Source organism: Richelia sinica FACHB-800, assembly GCF_014698825.1.
Taxonomy (GTDB): Bacteria; Cyanobacteriota; Cyanobacteriia; order Cyanobacteriales; family Nostocaceae; genus FACHB-800.
This window is the reverse complement of sequence record NZ_JACJTT010000001.1, coordinates 142312-161016: the sequence shown is the minus strand read 5'-3', so window position 1 is coordinate 161016 and position 18705 is coordinate 142312. Positions and strand designations below refer to the sequence as shown.

16 protein-coding genes and 2 riboswitches are annotated in these 18705 nt (G+C 39.0%); of the genes, 9 read left to right on the top strand and 7 right to left on the bottom strand.

The features are described 5' to 3' along the window. Window positions 1-29: 29 nt before the first annotated feature. Both H6G73_RS00710 and H6G73_RS24680 read right to left on the bottom strand, forming a co-directional pair. Window positions 30-1496 (bottom strand): ammonium transporter, encoded by a 1467-nt coding sequence (locus H6G73_RS00710; protein WP_190601019.1) that lies wholly within the window; start codon window positions 1494-1496, stop codon window positions 30-32. A 595-nt stretch (window positions 1497-2091) separates the two neighbouring features. After that, window positions 2092-2217: a hypothetical protein gene (locus H6G73_RS24680; protein ID WP_277925164.1), complete on the bottom strand. Its 126-nt coding sequence runs from the start codon at window positions 2215-2217 to the stop codon at window positions 2092-2094. 109 nt (window positions 2218-2326) lie between these two features. Between H6G73_RS24680 and rnc the strand changes: the two genes are divergently transcribed. Next, on the top strand, window positions 2327-3007 hold the full coding sequence (gene rnc / locus H6G73_RS00705) for a ribonuclease III (RefSeq protein ID WP_190601018.1): 681 nt from the start codon (window positions 2327-2329) through the stop codon (window positions 3005-3007). Between the two features lie 66 nt (window positions 3008-3073). Here the strand turns inward: rnc and H6G73_RS00700 are convergent, their stop codons facing one another. Beyond that, window positions 3074-4267 carry a sensor histidine kinase gene (locus H6G73_RS00700; protein ID WP_190601017.1) on the bottom strand — a complete coding sequence of 398 codons (1194 nt, stop codon included), beginning with the start codon at window positions 4265-4267 and terminating at the stop codon, window positions 3074-3076. A 421-nt stretch (window positions 4268-4688) separates the two neighbouring features. Then, window positions 4689-4893: riboswitch (cyclic di-AMP (ydaO/yuaA leader) on the top strand. Between the two features lie 95 nt (window positions 4894-4988). Between H6G73_RS00700 and ntrB the strand changes: the two genes are divergently transcribed. The 4 genes from ntrB (at window position 4989) to H6G73_RS00680 (ending at window position 9274) form a co-directional block, all read left to right on the top strand. After that, window positions 4989-5840 carry a nitrate ABC transporter permease gene (gene ntrB, locus H6G73_RS00695; protein ID WP_190601016.1) on the top strand — a complete coding sequence of 284 codons (852 nt, stop codon included), beginning with the start codon at window positions 4989-4991 and terminating at the stop codon, window positions 5838-5840. A 79-nt stretch (window positions 5841-5919) separates the two neighbouring features. Next, complete coding sequence (locus tag H6G73_RS00690; RefSeq protein WP_190601015.1) at window positions 5920-7362, top strand: ABC transporter substrate-binding protein; 1443 nt, start codon at window positions 5920-5922, stop codon at window positions 7360-7362. Window positions 7363-7404: 42 nt separating this feature from the next. Continuing rightward, window positions 7405-8241 (top strand): ABC transporter ATP-binding protein, encoded by an 837-nt coding sequence (locus H6G73_RS00685; RefSeq protein ID WP_190601014.1) that lies wholly within the window; start codon window positions 7405-7407, stop codon window positions 8239-8241. Window positions 8242-8366: 125 nt separating this feature from the next. Continuing rightward, window positions 8367-8483, top strand: a riboswitch (cyclic di-AMP (ydaO/yuaA leader). Window positions 8484-8614: 131 nt separating this feature from the next. Further along, window positions 8615-9274 (top strand): universal stress protein, encoded by a 660-nt coding sequence (locus tag H6G73_RS00680; RefSeq protein ID WP_244997475.1) that lies wholly within the window; start codon window positions 8615-8617, stop codon window positions 9272-9274. A gap of 250 nt (window positions 9275-9524) precedes the next feature. Here the strand turns inward: H6G73_RS00680 and H6G73_RS00675 are convergent, their stop codons facing one another. Beyond that, on the bottom strand, window positions 9525-11744 hold the full coding sequence (locus tag H6G73_RS00675) for an ATP-binding protein (protein ID WP_190601013.1): 2220 nt from the start codon (window positions 11742-11744) through the stop codon (window positions 9525-9527). Between the two features lie 308 nt (window positions 11745-12052). Here H6G73_RS00675 and H6G73_RS00670 point away from each other — a divergent pair, with 308 nt between their 5' ends. Further along, window positions 12053-12838: an HAD family hydrolase gene (locus H6G73_RS00670; protein WP_190601012.1), complete on the top strand. Its 786-nt coding sequence runs from the start codon at window positions 12053-12055 to the stop codon at window positions 12836-12838. Window positions 12839-12911: 73 nt separating this feature from the next. Beyond that, window positions 12912-14087, top strand: coding sequence for a DNA double-strand break repair nuclease NurA (locus tag H6G73_RS00665; RefSeq protein ID WP_190601011.1), 1176 nt, complete (start codon window positions 12912-12914; stop codon window positions 14085-14087). Between the two features lie 68 nt (window positions 14088-14155). On the opposite strand, the gene H6G73_RS00660 is transcribed toward H6G73_RS00665, so the two are convergent. The 3 genes from H6G73_RS00660 to H6G73_RS00655 all read right to left on the bottom strand — a co-directional run bounded on the left by H6G73_RS00660 (window position 14156) and on the right by H6G73_RS00655 (window position 16305). After that, a complete protein-coding gene (locus tag H6G73_RS00660) occupies window positions 14156-14824 on the bottom strand; it encodes a 2OG-Fe dioxygenase family protein (protein ID WP_190601010.1) in 669 nt (222 codons plus the stop codon). A gap of 123 nt (window positions 14825-14947) precedes the next feature. Continuing rightward, complete coding sequence (locus H6G73_RS24675; RefSeq protein WP_256443787.1) at window positions 14948-15082, bottom strand: hypothetical protein; 135 nt, start codon at window positions 15080-15082, stop codon at window positions 14948-14950. A gap of 92 nt (window positions 15083-15174) precedes the next feature. Continuing rightward, the gene (locus tag H6G73_RS00655; protein ID WP_190601009.1) at window positions 15175-16305 is read right to left on the bottom strand and encodes a sensor domain-containing diguanylate cyclase; all 1131 of its coding nucleotides are present in this window, start codon (window positions 16303-16305) and stop codon (window positions 15175-15177) included. A gap of 142 nt (window positions 16306-16447) precedes the next feature. Here H6G73_RS00655 and sfsA point away from each other — a divergent pair, with 142 nt between their 5' ends. Continuing rightward, on the top strand, window positions 16448-17173 hold the full coding sequence (gene sfsA / locus H6G73_RS00650; RefSeq protein ID WP_190601008.1) for a DNA/RNA nuclease SfsA: 726 nt from the start codon (window positions 16448-16450) through the stop codon (window positions 17171-17173). 210 nt (window positions 17174-17383) lie between these two features. Next, window positions 17384-18694 (top strand): aminopeptidase P N-terminal domain-containing protein, encoded by a 1311-nt coding sequence (locus H6G73_RS00645; protein ID WP_190601007.1) that lies wholly within the window; start codon window positions 17384-17386, stop codon window positions 18692-18694. Window positions 18695-18705 lie beyond the last annotated feature (11 nt).

Genomic DNA, 18705 nt, shown 5'->3' with positions numbered 1-18705 from the left:
AATCACCCATTTATTAGCCCAAATAAAAATTATTCACCTTCGTAAGCACCCACTGCGGGGTTGTGAGAGTGTTTTGCCGATTCTTCTAATTGATCAACTGCATAGATATCAGGCCAAACTGATGCCCCATGCTCGTAAGCATCAATACCAATCACATCAGCTTTAGAATCTACACGCAGTCTACCTATTGCCTTCAGCCCTCCAAACATTAAAAAGGCAAAAGCAACAGTAAACACGGTAATGGCAACAAGCCCTAAAAGTTGTATCCCTAATAATTCAAAGCCACCATTTAAAAATAGACCAGCTTTTTTGTTCATGGTCAATTCTGGCTGCCCAAATAAACCTACAGCGATGGTACCCATCATCCCATTGATTCCATGAACAGCAAAGGCGCTCACTGGGTCATCAATTTGTACGGCTTCAATTAAATCAATCCCCCAAACTACCAACAAACCGCCAGTTAAGCCAATTAATAATGCAGCCCAAGGCAAAACATAGGCACAACCTGCTGTAACGCCCACCAGTCCCGCTAGAGAACCATTGAGACAGTAAACTAAATCCCACTTACCTGAGCGGAAAAACTGATAAAACATTGCGGATAAAGCACCACCCCCAGCACCAATAGTGGTATTGAGTATGATTAAGCCAATTAATCCTGTATTTCCTGTTCCCAAGGTAGAGCCAGCATTAAAACCATACCAACCAAACCAGAGAATCATCGTACCCAGAGTAGCCAGTCCTAAATTATGGGCTGGTGGCAATGTTCCCCAAGCTGGACGACCCGGACGGGGACCAAGTAAATAAGCACCGACTAAAGCTGTCCAACCACCAACTGTATGAATAACGGAACTACCTGCAAAGTCGTGATAACTCATCTTTGCTAACCAACCATTGGCATTCCACACCCAATGGACAATAATTGGATAGCTAAATGCAGCCATAACGGCGCTGTATATTAGGTCAGCAACAAAATCTGTTCTTCCTGCCATGGAACCAGTGGTAATGGTACTAGCAGTGGCAGCAAAGGCAAATTGGAAGAAGAATAAAGTGTAAGTGTTAATAGCAGCTGTTGAACCAGGTGCACCCATGGGATAGCTACCATCTGCGCCGGGTAAGTGACTGAGGAAGAATGTATCTATACCGATGAAACCACCAGCACTTGTACCGAAGGCAACACCAAAACCAACACCCCACCAAATCAGAATGGTGACAGCCGCATCAACAAAGTTTTCTAACAAGGCATTCACTACACCTCTTTGGCGTAGTAAACCAGCTTCTAGCATGGCAAAGCCAGTCTGCATGAAGAAGACCAAACAGCCTGTTAGTATTACCCAGGTAGTATCAATGGCTATTTGTAGTTTTGTAGTTGTGTCTGCCAGAGACTCAATAGTTGGAGGTGCTGAAGCCTGTACAACTGTTGGTGCAAAAATTGCAAATATTAGTGAACCGATAGCTAGTGCTAGTAGACGATGCCAAGATCGAATCCGCATATTCATTACCGTTTTGTTTTCCCTGATAGAACAGTCTTAATGGAAGTTACGCAAAAGCTCACCTAAATTAATTGATTTAATCAGGGTTGCTCAATCAGATTTTTGCTAATCAGTAGGCAAAATTCTTAATGTTTATATTGGGAACTGTGATTTGGGGTTTCCCCTGAGAGTAGGGGTTTAGTTTGCATAATACCTATAAGTGTTATGCCAAGACAATAGAGAGACTCTTCTATGATTCATACCCTGTGTCTCATGAAAGGTGAACATCAGTCAATGTGCAGTTAAGAATGTGGCACATACTATGTCATCAACTTTTATCTAACCAAGATGGCAGGAAATACGGAGACTATGACCTGGATTTAAGTTGATGAGATTAATTTCTACTCAGTAAATTTGACTGATCTTCTATCGATTGAAAACAAATATCTGTAGTTTTTAATACATTTTTTAGGATTTGAGGCTTTATGAACAACCTCTGTATCTGCGGTATTTACTGAGGAGGTGAATTTTGGGAGCAGGATGTTGATTATTGATATTAAAAAATAATTAAACCGTTATTTATCTATATTTTTTATTTATAAAAACCAGAAGTTGACAAAATTCAAGTGCTGATGAGAATTTCCCAGGACGGTTTTTTATACCAATTCGCGAAAAGCACCAACACATTGAGCAAACCCTTCCCCAACCCTCCCCACAAGCGGGTGGGGTAATCATATGTTGCCAACATTATTCGATTTGGTATTAGTTATCGTCCACAATTCTCAATCGAAAATCTAAAATCAGGTAAGCTATTGGTTTTAACAACATCCGAATCAATATTCACAATCAATATTCACATGAACAAACTGCCAAAATTTAAGAACGAAAAACTGCTGCGTCAAGCACTCACACACCGTTCTTATGTGAATGAGCACCCGACAGAAGGTGAACACAATGAACGTCTGGAGTTTCTCGGTGATGCTATTCTCAACTTTTTGAGTGGACAATACCTTTATAGTCGTTACCCAGATAAAGGGGAAGATGAATTGACTCGTCGTCGTTCTGCATTGGTATATGAAAAACAATTAGCGGAGTTTGCCCTGGAAATTGGTTTAGATTCTTTAATGTACTTAGGCCAAGGTGCAATTCGAGATGGAGGTTTTCATAATCCTAATCTACTGAGTAGTACCTTTGAGGCAGTTATTGGCGCTTATTATTTAGATAATGAGGCAGATATTCAAGTTGTGCGGGATTTGGTGGAACCCTTATTTAATTCTGTCCGTGAGTCTAATCAGGAATCTCGTTCTCATGTAGATTCAAAAAATCGTTTTCAAGAATGGGTTCAGCGATATTTGACTACTACTCCACCCAAATACATAACAGAACAAATTGGTGGGCCTTCCCATGCACCGGAGTTTGTGGCGAAAGTATTTGTGGAAGGGGTAGAATATGGTATTGGTAGGGGACGCAATAAGAAAGAGGCAGAAAAAGCAGCAGCAGAAGATGCGATCGCTAAATTGAAAAAAGAAGGTTTTTAAATATACTGTTGTTGATTTTACGCCAAGTTACAAAAATTTGTTTTGTCTCTTGGCGCGGAATCAACTCTATTTGCTCTCAACTTGTACAGGAAAGGTGACAGTAAAGGTGGAACCGACTCCCAACTGAGAAACTACCTCAATTTCACCTTGTAACAGTTTGACCAAGCGCGATACTATTGCTAGTCCTAATCCTGTGCTATCAGCTATATTCAATTGAACACCTGAATTAACTCGAAAATAGGGTTCAAAAATATGCTGTTGGTTTTCTGGTGAAATCCCAATGCCGCTATCAGCCACAACAAATTGCCATGTTTGCTCATCTAGTAAGCGACAAATAATATTAATTGTGCCTGATGGGGTATAGCGAATAGCATTACTAAGGAGATTGATGATAATTTGTTGGAAATGAAAACCGTCTGTCATAACTTTAGCAGGAGCATTTTGACAATCTATGGAAATTAGGAGATTTTTTTCAGCCGCTAAGGGTTCAAACATCTGATAGACCCAATTAATAATTTCACATACATTAGTTGGTGCTAATTCAATCTGAATTTTTCCTGCATCATGGCGTGAAATTTCTAATAAATTATTGATTAAACGTAGTAGGTATCTACCGTTATTTAATACCCGTTCAATATGTTCAAAGTTGATCTGGGTATGTGTGTTTGATGATTGTTTACGATGTTGACGTAAAAATAAATCTGAATAACCGATGATCGATGCCAGCGGATGTTTTAAATCATGTGCCAGTTGGGACAAGTTATCTTGATTAGCATTAATTAAGCGGGTTAGTTCCTGATTATGTAATATTAGAGCAGAATGGATATTTTGTAGTTCTATCAAGCGTTCAGCAACATAACTATGGAAACATTGAGCGATCGCTTCATCGATCACAGAGTTAATCAATCCCGTAGTCCGAATGATTTCTAAGGGTGTAACTTGCAATAAATCTGGTTGTATAGTATCAAATATGACTAGTCTTAACTGATGATATTCTCTAGCAATTTCTTCTGGGTCAAAACCTTGTACAGCCCGAATTGAGCCATGCTGCCAACTAGCAGTTACTATAGATTCAAAATCATTATTGTGAGAATTTGATAACAGTTTAGCCATGGCTTTCAATACATCAGGAATATGATCCTTGATAGCGCGGTAAGATAAATCATCAACACTGTCAATTTGTTTATCTTGACGAACTGCTAATACCCATTTATCCAAGATATTATTAATACGTGCAGCAAGTAATTGACTAAAATCCATTTGTTAGATTCACTGAATCAGATTACATATGCAATTAGTTTAACGAGTCTAGAGTTTGGTTATCACAATTATGGAAAAACTTCCCCATACACAAGAAGTAGATATCAGCCAATAGGTAATAAATTGGTCAAGATAAAATTTCTTGCTTTGACGGAATGAATATATCAATAAAAGCAAGAAAACTATCATTATTCTGAATTTATCGAAACTTTGATCAGCAAAAATCTAGACTAAAACTGTATTTGCCTTGAATTTACATAATAAAGTTAATTAAGCTTAATTAAGCTCTAGTTTCACTATTTACTGAGGACTTGCATTCCCCTACTCAAAACATACAAGTAGTTAAATAAATAATATTCATTATAAATACAGATGCTTTTGCTGTATACTAATGTTATAGTGTGCCTGTTAATATGTATTTAGAGTAAGTCAGCCTAATCCAGCCCATTAGTAAATTCTGGAGCGGAGGAACCAAATTGTGGGGCTTATTTTTGTCTCGAATATTTCCCAAATTTAAGATTAAGGATGGAAAATAATCCAAAATCTAAGATTTTTAATCGAGCAAAGAAGGGCATCTCTCAGCCCTAGCCCGTCAGCTAACTTCGTAGGCATTGAGAGGAGACTGAAGAGACAGAATTTCTCTTATTTTCTGATCTCATCAGTATCCAAGGCTGGTACTACTCAGTTTTTGTACCTGCGCTTAACTCTGTTGAGGTTAAATATGATTTTGCAACTAAATTTAGCTGCAATAATTGCAGTGGCAGGAAAAGATATTTGGAAAAAGACAAAACCTGTATTGCTTCAGGATATTGTTTTATTTCCCTGTTTAGGTTTTGGAGGAATCATTGTCCTGTGGTGGATAGTTGCCCTTGCTAACCATGATGTCATGCCAACTCCACCAGAGGCACTAATTGCCAATTTAGATTATATTTTGCACCCTTTCTACGAAAGAGGCCCTGGTAATTTAGGTATTGGTTGGTTATTGTTAGCGAGTTTACATCGTGTTTTATTGGGTTTTGTTTTAGGTGCCATAGTGGCAATTCCTTTGGGATTTCTAATTGGCATGTCTAAACCTGCAATGCTGGCATTTAATCCCATAATTCAGATATTTAAGCCAGTATCACCTTTAGCTTGGTTGCCTATCTCCTTAGCTATTTTTAATTTGGCAGATCCTTCCGCGATTTTTGTGATTTTTATTACTTCTCTCTGGCCCACAATTATTAATACAGCTTTGGGTGTTGCCAGTGTTCCTCAAGACTATATAGATGTGGCCCGGGTCTTAGAAATGCCCCGTTGGCGACAGATTACGAAAATCATTTTACCTGCGAGTTTGCCTTATATTTTTACCGGGTTGCGAATTAGTTTAGGAATCGCTTGGCTAGTAATTGTGGCAGTGGAAATGCTCACGGGTGGTATTGGTATCGGCTTCTTTGTCTGGGATGAGTGGAGTCGTTTAAATCTCAGTTCTGTGTTTTTGGCTGTATTCGTGATTGGTATCACTGGATTAGTTTTAGACTATGCTATGGGCAAAATTCAGGAATTAGTCACTCACCGACCCCATAGTAAGAATTAACCAAATTTAGTGGCAATTTTCATGGTGAGACGCAAGGTTGCATTGCGCCTTAACGTATCCATATATATTGTTTATAGTCATGAGTGAAAAGAATTGGACAAGGAGAGAATTTATTCAAGGCATAGGTGCAGTAACAGCAGGTATAGCCTTGTCATCCTGTGGCATTTCCAGTGATAGGTCTGCACAGGGACTAACGGAAGAAGCTTTAGCAGTGAAACGGATAATTCAGCCCCAAGAGTTAGAAAAACCCGATATTACAGTTGGTTATGTACCTGTAAATGATTGTGCGCCATTTGCGATCGCCTGGCAAAAAGGTTTCTTTCGCAAATATGGACTCAACGTCAAACTCAACCGAGAAGCCAGTTGGGCCACCTCCCGTGATGGTTTAATTTTTGGTCGTCTCGATGCCGCCCCCGTCGTCTCTGGTGCCGTTACCAACGCCAGAATTGGCGCAGAAGGTGCCCGTCATGCCCCCCTCTGTGCTGCCATGACCATACACCGCCATGGTAACGCCATCACCATGAGCAAAGATATGTGGGACTTTGGTTTACGTCCTTGGTATGAATATCAACAAAAATATGGTGATGGAGCCTTAGAAGCCTTTGGGCGAGATTTCCGGACTTATTTTGACAACCAACCCCCAGAGAAAAGAGTTTGGGCAGTCGTTCTCAGTTCCGCTATTTACGAATACTTTGTTCGTTACCTTTCAGCTGCCGCAGGTGTTGACCCTTTTAAAGAATTTCGCGTCATCATCATTCCCCCACCTCAAATGGTGACCAACATGAGAATTGGCGCTATGCAAGCATATATGGTAGCCGAACCTTGGAACACCAGAGCCATTACAGGTAACGAAGGTATTGGTTTTACCTTTGCCCAAGGAAAAGAAATTTGGCAAGGACACCCAGACCGACTGTTAGGAGTGATGGAATCTTTCATCGTCAACTATCCAAAAACCTATCGGTCTTTGGTTAAGGCCATGATAGAAGCCTGCCAATATTGCAGCAAACCAGAAAACCGTCAAGAAGTAGCACAACTAATTACTGACCGTTCCTTTACCGGAGCCAAACCAAAGCAACCAGGGGCTTCGCTCACCAAGTTTACCGCTCCAGGTATTTTAGGTGAATATAACTATGGTGGCTTTGATGGCAAAGACCGCACTATCAAGGCAGAAGACACTACTATCTTTTTTGATATTCCCCCTAATCTGCCTCAACAGCCAGGAGAACATTCCACATTTTTATGGCGTTCTCGCAGCTTATGGTTAATGACTCAGGCTGCACGTTGGGGACAAATTCACCAATTTCCGCCCAATGCTGAAAAAATTGCGGCTCAAGGTTGGAGAACAGATTTATATCGAGATATTGCCTCAGAAATGGGTATTAAATGCCCTTCCGATGATTATAAAGTTGAACCACCAACAGCATTTATAGATCACAAAGGCTTTGACCCTAGCGACCCTATTGGTTATCTCAATAGCTTTGACATTAGAGTCACTGCACCTATCCGCACTTTTATGTCTTAAATCAGCAATCAAAAAAGTAATTAATCAAGAGAGAAATCACCCATGGAATATACTGCTTTATCCAAACATACTGAACTAAAAAATACGGCCAACCATGGATTTCTCCAAATTGAAAATTTGGTGAAGTCTTATGCCACACCAGATAAAGGTAATTTTGTGGTTTTAGATGGTGTGAATTTAACGATTGGTGAAGATGAATATATTTCTGTAATTGGTCATTCTGGTTGTGGTAAATCAACACTGTTAAAAATCATTGGTGGCTTTGAAAAAGCTACCTCTGGTTCAGTACGTTTAGATGGTAGAGAAATTCGGAAACCTGGTGCAGATAGGATGATGGTCTTTCAAAACTATTCCCTACTGCCTTGGTTAACTGTGCGCGAAAATATCCGTTTAGCTGTAGATGAAGTGCTAAAGAATGCTAGCCGCGCCGAAAAAATTAGCATTGTGAACGAACATCTAGCAATGGTAAACTTAACGTCGGCTGCTGATAAATATCCTGATGAAATATCTGGAGGAATGAAACAACGGGTAGGCATTGCTAGAGCCTTAGCAATTCGACCAAAAATGTTATTGATGGATGAACCTTTTGGTGCCCTTGATGCTTTAACTCGGTCGAAATTGCAGCGACAAGTATTAGATATTTGGGAAAATAATCGCCAAGCAGTCATGATGATTACTCATGATGTTGATGAGGCAATTTATATGTCTGATCGCATTATTTTGATGACCAACGGACCCGCAGCTAAAATTGGTGAGATTTTAGAAATTCCCTTTGAACACCCAAGAGATAGAATGGCTATGCGTAACTCTCAAGAATATTTTGAACTTCGCAACCATGCCCTGAATTTCCTTGACCGCTACTTTACCTCAGAGGAGTAACAGAAATTATTATTTTCTGATTAGACAATTAGAGAAATATAAGCTACAATTCAAAAAGTTGAAAGTTGATATTTTATTGCTTTTAACTATTTATTTCCACAAAGCATTGTGGGTAGCCTAATTTAAATTCATGAAAGCTGAATTTAAAGCGGAGGAACCAATGTTTGGGGCTAATCTTAATTGAGAGACACCTTCCAGTCTCAGCCCGTCAGCTAACTCCGTCGGCAATGGAAGGAACCTCCAAAATCTTGGCTGTTATTTTAGTTGTGATTGGAGTTTCCTCAATCAATTTTGGATTTAACTGATTCATCAATCCAGAATTGATACTACTGCTTCTCATTCATTATTCGTTCCAAGGGAGAGAAGTAAAGCTGTGAAAATTAAGCCTCTTTTAGCTCGGCTACAAAGTACCATAGGTCGAAATGACTTAATTGAACAAATGGTATTAATACCGGAGCCGCAAAAGTCTATTACCAAAAGAGTGAAGGAAGCCAATTCTATCAATTTAATCGTTGGTTATGATGCTTCTCCTAACAGTCACACAGCCCTAGATATTGCTTTTTGCATAGCTCACCAAACCCATTTGGCAACTAATACTCAAGTTACTGTGCAAGCCGTTTATGTAATCGAAAACAAGCTCAATCATGGCTATAGCAGTAATTTCAGTTTATTTGCTGATCAGCCATTATTAGAGTGTCCAAGTAGTAATATTAATCACTCTAATACCCTATTAGCAGAACAACCAAAATTACAAGATTTGGCTCGTTATTTATCTAGTACGTCAACAGCTTTATTTCATCAAGCGGACAAAATTCTTTGGCAAGCCAAAAGTTTAGCTGAAGAATGGCAAGGTTCTTTTAAATCACATTTACGTTGGGGTAATGTTGGTACAGAATTTAGAAAAATAGTTGAGTCAGAAGCTGCTGACATTCTGTTTCTGGGTTGTCAATCTATACATCATCCACTTATTCACATGCTAGGTCATCATTTTCCTTGTGCTGTAGTGGGTATTCCTAGCTGTATTAACGAATAATTGCAGTGTCATCAGCCCTGAATTTAGGGAATACCAATTAATGTATTATTAACACACTGTGCATAATTTTTGAGAATGTTGTTTTTAAATATTCTCTGTTTGGTATTCTCCAATTTAGATGCAACTATCTTCTACCCCTCTGCTGTGCAGAGGGGACAAATTTAATATGGAAACATGATTTGTAAAAAATTTTGATTTCTGGAATAGGGAAATTTAGCGAATCTATAGATATTCTTAAGATTTTTTTCCTCTACTTATGAATAGGTAACTCAACAATAAACTCTGTTCCTTCTCCTAAAGTAGAATGATAAGAAAGTTTACCATAGTGTTTTTGTGTGACAATTTGATAACTAATAGATAAACCTAAACCTGTACCTTTACCTACTGGTTTAGTGGTAAAAAATGGGTTGAATATATTGGAACCAACTTCCTCTGTAATTCCTGTCCCATTATCTGCAATACTAATACGTAACCAACCATTTTCTACTGAGGTGGAAATTGTAATAGTGCTGGGTTGAATCTTGATTTGTTCAACTGTGCGCTCGCTGTCTCTTTCCTCTAAAGCATCAATGGCATTGTTGAGTAAATTCATAAATACTTGATTCAGTTGACCAGCGTAACAGTCAATTAAAGGTAATTTTCCATAATTTTTAATTACTTTAATGCCTTCTCGGTCTGATTTAGCTTTTAAACGGTTATTTAATATTACCAAAGTGCTATCAATGCCTTCGTGAATATCAACTGCTTTGACTTCAGATTCATCTAAACGGGAAAAATTTCGTAATGATACAACTATTTCTTGAATCCGCTTTGTTCCTATTTGCATAGATTGGAATACTTTGACTAAATCTTTTTCTAGAAACTCAAATTCAATAGCGGCAAGTTGGTCAGCAATTTCTTGGGGTGGTTCCGGTAAATATTGTTGATAAAGGTGTATCAATTCCAATAAATATTGAGTATATTCTTCAGCATGGACAACATTACCATGGATGAAATTTACAGGATTATTGATTTCATGAGCTACACCTGCCACCATTTGACCAAGAGCAGACATTTTTTCACTTTGCACCATTTGAGTTTGAGTTTGGTGTAATTGTTGAATGGTAGCTTGTAATTCTGATGTTCTTGCTTCTACTCTTGCTTCTAGTTCTATATTAGTTTGTTCTAGGTCGCTATTCGCTCTTGCTAATGCCGAAAAAGATTCTTGTAGTTGTTTTGCCATATGGTTAAACGATTGACCGAGAATCTCTAATTCGTTAATGCCTTTAACATCTACCGAATGATCTAATTTACCCGCGGCAATTGCCTGACTTGCTTGACTTAATTGTAAAATGGGTTTAGTAATCCAATTGGATATATAAATACCCACAAAAGAAGCAGCTAATAAAGTAATTACACAGGATAAAATTGTGTTGTATGTATTACTTTGGATTTGGGTAATGAAATCAGATTCAGGCACGGCTAAAACCACCAGCCAATCTAGACCTAAGCTATCTTTCCAAGGCATGATTTTGACAAATTGTTGATGACCTTGAAAATCAAATTCTAGTTGTTGTGTTTGTTGAATAGTTTGTAAATCAGGTATTTGTTGCTGTAAATACTTGGCAGTGGCTCCAATTAAGGGATTAGGACTGTTAATAGCAGAGAGTCGCTCTACTTGCTTATTCACTAATAGATAAGGCTTTTCCAGTCCAGAGTTAGCAACTAAGAGTCCATTGCGTTCAATAATAAATATAGTGCCATTTTTACTGATATGAATTTGTTCTAAAAAATTGCTAATATTTGTGAGTAATAAATCAACACCAAAAATAGCCATTAATTGACCATTTTTATTATAAATGGGATAGTTAGCAGAAGCGGCAATAGACTCAGAACCAAATGCACCACTCCAAGGATGTACACCACTCCAAATAGGTTTACCTGCTTTCGCTGTTTGTGTATACCAAGGTTGTGCTAAACCAGGATAATCATAGACATTTAATAGTTTAGTTTTATTTCCTTGGGCATCTGTAGCATAGGAATAAATTTTAGATACGCCTTTGTTAACAATAGGAAATATTTCTAATGTTTTCAATTTCTTTTGTGAATAGTTACCGGAACCTGCACCCTTACCTGTTGGTAAAATATAGCCGTTGTATCCTAAATTTTCATGGAGATACATCTGTTTCCAAAAATATTTTCCCGACTGTTCCAAGTTTTGTAAATTTAAAATACCCGTCTCTACTGCATCTGCATTCATTTGATTGAGACGCTTAGGCACATCCAAGTAATTATTCAAATGTTGGCTTACTAAGCGTCCAGTCTTATCCATAATCTGATTGGCTAAATCATTAACCGTTTTCTGGCCATTTTTGAACGAGAGATAACCAACGAGACTAACAGTTAAAGCGATTTGGACAATAAAAGGTACAATTAATAGTAAACGTAAGGAAATATTGTGATAAATTAACTTGTCAAACCGATTTAACATAATAATTAATTAACCTTGACGGATTTAGCAGGTGATTCCTACAGGAAAATTTAGTCAATCATGACGGCAGGGCCTATATTGACTAGAGAATTAGTCATGACCCATCTATTTGCAATTTAATGGGTAAGTGCCACTACATCTAGTGTTCCCACATTGATCGATCTAATTCACTTAATAAGAAAATATCTATATTTTGGTTGTTAGCTTCACATTATCTTTATATTCGTCAGCCTCTGTGTTAACTTGCATACCTAATTTCGACTGAAGAGTGCGATAAGCTGACTACAGCAGTTTTCATCCTCAAAACCATGACAGCAAGTAGTCCCACAATTTTAGCCCTGGACTTTGATGGAGTAATTTGCGATGGACTAATTGAATATTTTGAGGTAGCTTGGCGTACCTACTGTCAAATTTGGTCGTCTTGGCAAGATATACCTCCTGATGATTTAGCCTTCAGATTCTATCGCCTACGTCCTGTGATTGAAACTGGCTGGGAAATGCCAGTATTAATTAAAGCATTGATTTCTGGCTTTACTGATGAACAAATTCTCAATGACTGGATAAATATTACACCACAAATTCTCTCAGCCGATGGCTTAGATGCAAAGGATGTAGCGAAAAAATTGGATCATCTAAGAGATGAATGGATAGCCACTGATGTCAAGGGTTGGTTGAGTTTGCATAAATTCTATCCTGGTGTAGTGGAAAAACTTAAGATGACTTTGAATAGTGGTGTCCAAGTATATATTGTCACAACTAAAGAAGGAAGGTTTGTCCAAGAATTATTACAACAGGAAGGGGTAGATTTACCACCATCAGCAATATTTGGCAAAGAAGTGAAGCAACCAAAATATGTGACGCTGCGTGGGTTACTGCAAACAGCAACTACTAAACCTGCAAGTTTGTGGTTTGTGGAAGATAGATTAAAAACTTTGCAATTAGTTGCACAACAACCAGACTTGGTGGATGTGAAGTTGTTTTTAGCGGATTGGGGTTATAATACCCAACCAGAAAGAAAAGCAGCGCAAAATGATCTGCGAATTAAGCTAATATCGTTGTCTCATTTTGCTCAAGATTTCTCTAAGTGGGTGTAATGGGAAATGAGGGATAGGGAATCAAGTAGAATTCTCTCCCTTTTCACTGTTTATTAAGATTATTTAAATATTTATGCTGGATCTGACAAAACTAGCGCGACAAATGCAGGGTTTAAGTCAGCATCTTTCTTTAGAAGCTGCTGCTAGTCGGGAACGCTTGGAATTAGCACAAAGACATTTAAAAAAAGCCTATGAATGTCAACAGGGAGTAGTTGAACTGCAAGAAAAATGGCGCGATCGCATCCTCTTTGCTAATGCTACACCAATTGAACCCCTAAATACCTGTATTACAATTCCTGTTCCGCCTAAAGTTCATACGGTTGTAGCGACAGATGGTTCACAAATTGCACCTAACCATCATGAAATAGCTTATTGTTATTTGCTCAATATTGGCAGAGTTATTTTACATTACGGACAAAATCTTCACCCGTTGCTAGATAGTTTACCAGAAGTGTTTTATCGTCCTGAAGATTTATATGTGTCCCGTCAATGGGGAATTAGGACAGAGGAATGGATGAGTTACCGTCGGACTGCTTCTGAGGCTACTGTGTTAGCAGAACTAGCTTGCGGTGTGCAGGGAGAAGTACCGATGCTAGCGATGGTGGATGGGTCCTTAATTTACTGGTTTTTAGAACAATTACCCATGGATGCACGCGATCGCATCTTACCCCCCATCTTGGATGCTTGGCAACAGCTACGGGATGCCCAAATTCCTCTCATGGGTTATCTTAGCGCCTCTCGCAACATCGAAGGTATGAATTTTCTGCGGTTGTTAGCTTGTCCTCACCCTATTCCTGACTGCGTTAGTTACTGTCCCAATCAATTAGAAAATGTACCTTGTAAAGTATTTGAATCTTTACGAGATACTACCCTCTGGTCTACTCAACTCCAACCAGGCCAACGCAGTCCTCTTTGGCGTAGTAATGCCAAAATTTTAGACTTATATGCAGACCAAAAAATTTATTTTTGTTATGTTCATGTAGGAACAGAAATTGCCAGAATTGAAGTACCTGCTTGGGTAGCAGAAAACTCGGCTATGTTTGACCAAGCATTAGGATTAATGTTGGCACAGGTACAAAAAGGATATGGTTATCCTGTGGCAATTGCAGAAGCCCATAATCAAGCTGTAGTTAGAGGTGGAGATAAAGCACGGTTTTTTGGTTTGTTGGAAAGACAAATGATTAAAGCTGGAATTAAAAATGTGGGTATTTCCTATAAGGAAGCGAGGAAACGAGGCAGTATTGCTTAATGAAAAAAATGTGTAGAGAAGTTTTCATAAAACTTCTCTACAATTAAAAATTATAGACATTTTTCTCTTTAATCTGATATCAAACTGGGTGAGGTTAATACAAAAACATCTCTAGTACCTGGGGCTGGATTTTGAGATTTAATTGGTGTAGTAAAGTGGAAAAATTCATGGTCATTGACTAATAGTAATTCTCCAGGTTGGAGAATTTTATTAAAAACAGGTTTTTCTTTTTTGGCATTATATAAGTGGGTTTCACCACCTTGAATATTATCTCTCCCTACGGAAAAGATACCAATAAAATCCGTACCGTCTTGATGGATACCTTCTGGTGCTGGGTTACCTAAATTGTTGGGTGAACAGGTAGTGCGGATTTGATGTACACCAATTTCTGCTTCTGGATGTAGTTTGGAGGAATCACTAAAAGCCAAAATCAGGTTCTTAAAAATATCTAGTTCTATGAGTGCATCATCTAATTCTGCAAACTCTCTTTTCACATCACCTAATAACGGGTTATAAGCTTGACTTTGGAATAAATAACCGTGGGAAAGTTTAATTAATTTATCTCCAGAAACGAGAAATCTAGATAATCTACGAAAACGATATTGACCTTTGATATATGGGTCAACTGGTAAATCATTAAAAAATGGTCGAAAACCTTCTGTATTGATAGAATTTACTTTTTTTAAGTTAAACAAAAAAGCATATTCTAAATCAGTTTGACTAGAAACTTGTTGCATAGGACATATTTCCTTGCATGGTAAGATTTTCCTGATTCAGCTAATGGTAATTCACAACTTTCAAGCTAGTTCAGGAAGGTAGATAATACCTAGTATAGGCAACAAATTTTGAATTAATCGTAACTATGAATACAAATCAGGTGACGTAAATAAAGGATGGGAAGGAGGAAGAAATAGCAAATCTAGCCATACTCCTGTTCGCGCAGCGTGCTGTAGGCATACTCCTGTACGGGCGGGTTTACCAAAATTCTCGTTCATAGTTGATGATATCTGTAAACCCGCCCCTAATGACTCCTGTTCGCGCAGCGTGCCGTAGACATACTCCTGAACTTCTCAATTCCTAGCCCTATTTAATGATGATAAGCCTGTTTGGCACGTTGACGTTGATTCATGTGCATGTGTGCAAGCGTCACTAAATCATCTAGCGATAGGGGTTGAGATGGTTCAAATGCTTGTACCCCAATGGTAATTTCTAACTCGAATAACTGATTTTGAGTTTGGTTAAATTTATGAATAGCTGCATTGAGGCGTTGTTGTATTACTTCACAACCTGGGTCATTTCCTTGGGTGAGAATGATAAATTTATTTCCTTCTAGTCGGCCGATGGTGTCAGATGTACGTAAGCTGCGTTTGAGGATGCTGGCTAGTGCAACAATGGCATCATCCCCAGCTTCACGACCGAAGGAATCGTTAATGTATTTTAGGTGTTCTAAAGCAATAAAGAGAATACTGGCAGTAGTACGCGATCGCTGAATTAATCTCAGTTGTTGTTCTGCTAAAATGAAGAAACCACGGCGATTGTGTAACCCTGTCAATTCGTCAGTGAGAGATAGACGACGAACTTTCGCTTCAGCTGCTTTCCGTTCGACAATCTCTTGTTGCAGACGAATATTAGCTGCCTCAAGGGCGATGGTGCGATCACGTAATTGTCTCTCTAAATCTGAAGATTGATTGATATTCTCCATGGCTATGGCTGTTGTTTCTGCTAAAAATTGCAGCAATTTCACCTTTTCAGCCGTAGGTTGATGAAGTTCTTGCCAATAACAACCAATGGCACCTACTGGTTCTTCTGTGCCAATGGGTACCTCTATCATACTTTTGACAAAAGTGTTTTTATATTTATGAAAATTAACCCTTTCATCGTGAGTAATATCTTCAACAATGGCTACTTGAGCATTTGAGATTACCCAACCACTCACAGAAACATGAATTGGAAAGCGTTGTCCTTTCCACAGGGGTGCGATGCTATCTTCATCTACGTAATAGCAAAACCCATTATCTCGCAACACAAAAGCCGCACCATCAGCCCCTGTAATTTCTCTTGCGGCTCGTTGTACAATTTCGATGGCTTTTTCTAAATTTCGCTGCTGAGAAAGTTTTTGAGATACAATTAATAACCGCTCCATTGACCGCAAATAGCACTCAGTAGCACCATCTAATGATAGTTTGCTGTGTGGTGATGAGTTACATTCTTTGGTCATAATGTTTCGTTATCAACCTGTATAATTTTATAGTTATCTTTACTCAAGAGAGTATAAAAATAGTTTAATCAGTGCTCAAAGATTTTTAATGCACTTTAATGTATTTTTACACAAAATTGTCAAAAATTAATTGAATATCATCATGGATGACTGTCTTTATTCATACCCACCACTATGTCCTGGGATTTTACTCAAACGCTACAAACGGTTTTTTGCTGATGTTCAACTTGACTCTGGAGAAGTAATTACAGCCCATTGTCCTAATACTGGGCCAATGACGGGAGTTTCCACCATTGGTAGTGCGGTGCAGGTATCCCGCAGTGATAATCCCAACCGGAAGTTAGCTTACACCTTAGAACTCATCCAAGTGCATGACAATCAACCGACTTGGGTAGGAGTAAATACAGCTTTACCTAATCGGGTGGTGAAATTAGCTTTAGAAAAAAGATTGTTTCCTCAATTAGGAAATTATAGCCAAATTAAGGGGGAAGTCGTCTATGGTCAGGATCACAAAAGTCGGGTGGATTTTTACTTGACTAGTGATGATGGAGAAAAGCCAATTTACTTAGAAGTCAAAAATACAACTTGGTGTGATGGAGATTTAGCTTTATTCCCAGATACAGAAACCACCAGAGGACAAAAGCATTTACGGGAATTAATGGCACTTTTACCAGCAAGTCGCGCGGTGATGTTCTATTTTATCAATCGTGGTGACTGTAATGCCTTTGCACCAGGAGATACCACAGACCCAGTATATGGTAAGTTACTCAGAGAAGCGATCGCACTGGGTTTGGAAGTGCTACCTTGTCGTTTTCAAGTGTCTCCCCAAGGTATCCGTTATTTGGGTTTGGCCAAACTGAAAGTTTAAAAAAGATTGATGAATTAAAATCGAAAAGATATGAGCAACCATCACGTCACTGAATGTATAGCAATGGACAGAACGGTTAGGACATTAACTAACACTAAAACTTAGACAGCCAAAGGCTTTTAGCACTGTCACCTGTCACCTGTCCCCTGTCACCTGCTATAACTTGCCGATGGTTGTCTCTAGCTCATTCAGTAAAAAATAACACCCTCTATGCAAACAGAATATCGGCAGCGTCGTGAGCAATTGATGGCGAAAATTGGCAATGGAACTGGCATATTTCGCAGTGCGCCAATGGCGGTGATGCACAACGATGTCGAGTATGTTTATCGACAAGATAGTGATTTCTTTTACTTAACTGGCTTTAATGAACCTGAAGCAGTGGCTGTATTAGCACCCCATCATTCAGAACATCGCTTTATTTTATTTGTCCAACCCAAGGATTTAGAAAAAGAAGTGTGGACTGGTTATCGTTGTGGAGTGGACGCAGCGAAGGAAATTTATGGTGCAGATGCAGCTTACCCGATTCATGAGTTAGATGAGAAGTTACCACAATATTTAGAAAAAGCCGATCGCATTTATTATCACCTGGGACGCGATCGCTCCTTTAATGAAACCATCCTCACCCATTACCAAAAACTGCTACGCACCTATCCCAAACGGGGTACAGGGCCTATCGGCATTGAAGATCCAGGCCCCATCCTCCACAGCATGAGATTAATTAAAAGCGAGGGTGAGTTAGCATTGATGCGAAAAGCGGCAGATATTGCCATAGAAGCCCATAACCATGCCCTACAAGTTACCGCACCTGGACGTTACGAGTACGAAATCCAAGCGGAGATGGAACATATTTTTCGACTGCGGGGGGCAATGGGCCCTGCCTATCCCTCTATTGTCGCATCTGGGGCTAATGCCTGTGTGCTGCACTACATTGAAAACAATCGGCAAATGCAATCAAAGGATTTATTACTGATTGATGCAGGTTGCGCTTACGAATATTACAACTCGGACATTACCCGCACATTTCCTGTGGGGGGAAAATTTACACCAGAACAAAAGGCACTGTATGAAATTGTACTAGAAGCCCAAAAACAAGCGATCGCCCAAGTCAAACCTGGTAATTCCTTTCATGCACCCCATGAACAAGCTGTACGCATTCTCACCACAGGATTAGTGGAGTTGGGTTTACTCAAAGGTGACATCGATACATTAATTACTGAAGAAAAATACAAACCCTTTTATATGCACCGTACTAGTCATTGGTTAGGCTTAGATGTCCATGACGCTGGCGCATATCAACATGGAGAACATCCTCAAACTTTACAACCTGGTCAAGTGCTGACCATCGAACCTGGTATTTATATTGTTCCTGCAACTAAACCCCCAGAAGACCAACCAGAAATTGATCCTCGATGGCTAGGTATTGGTATTCGCATCGAAGATGATGTGTTAGTCACCCCACAGGGTCATGAAGTCTTAACAGCCGGAGTTCCCAAAGAAGTCCAGGAGGTAGAAAGATTTTAATTCACGGCCAA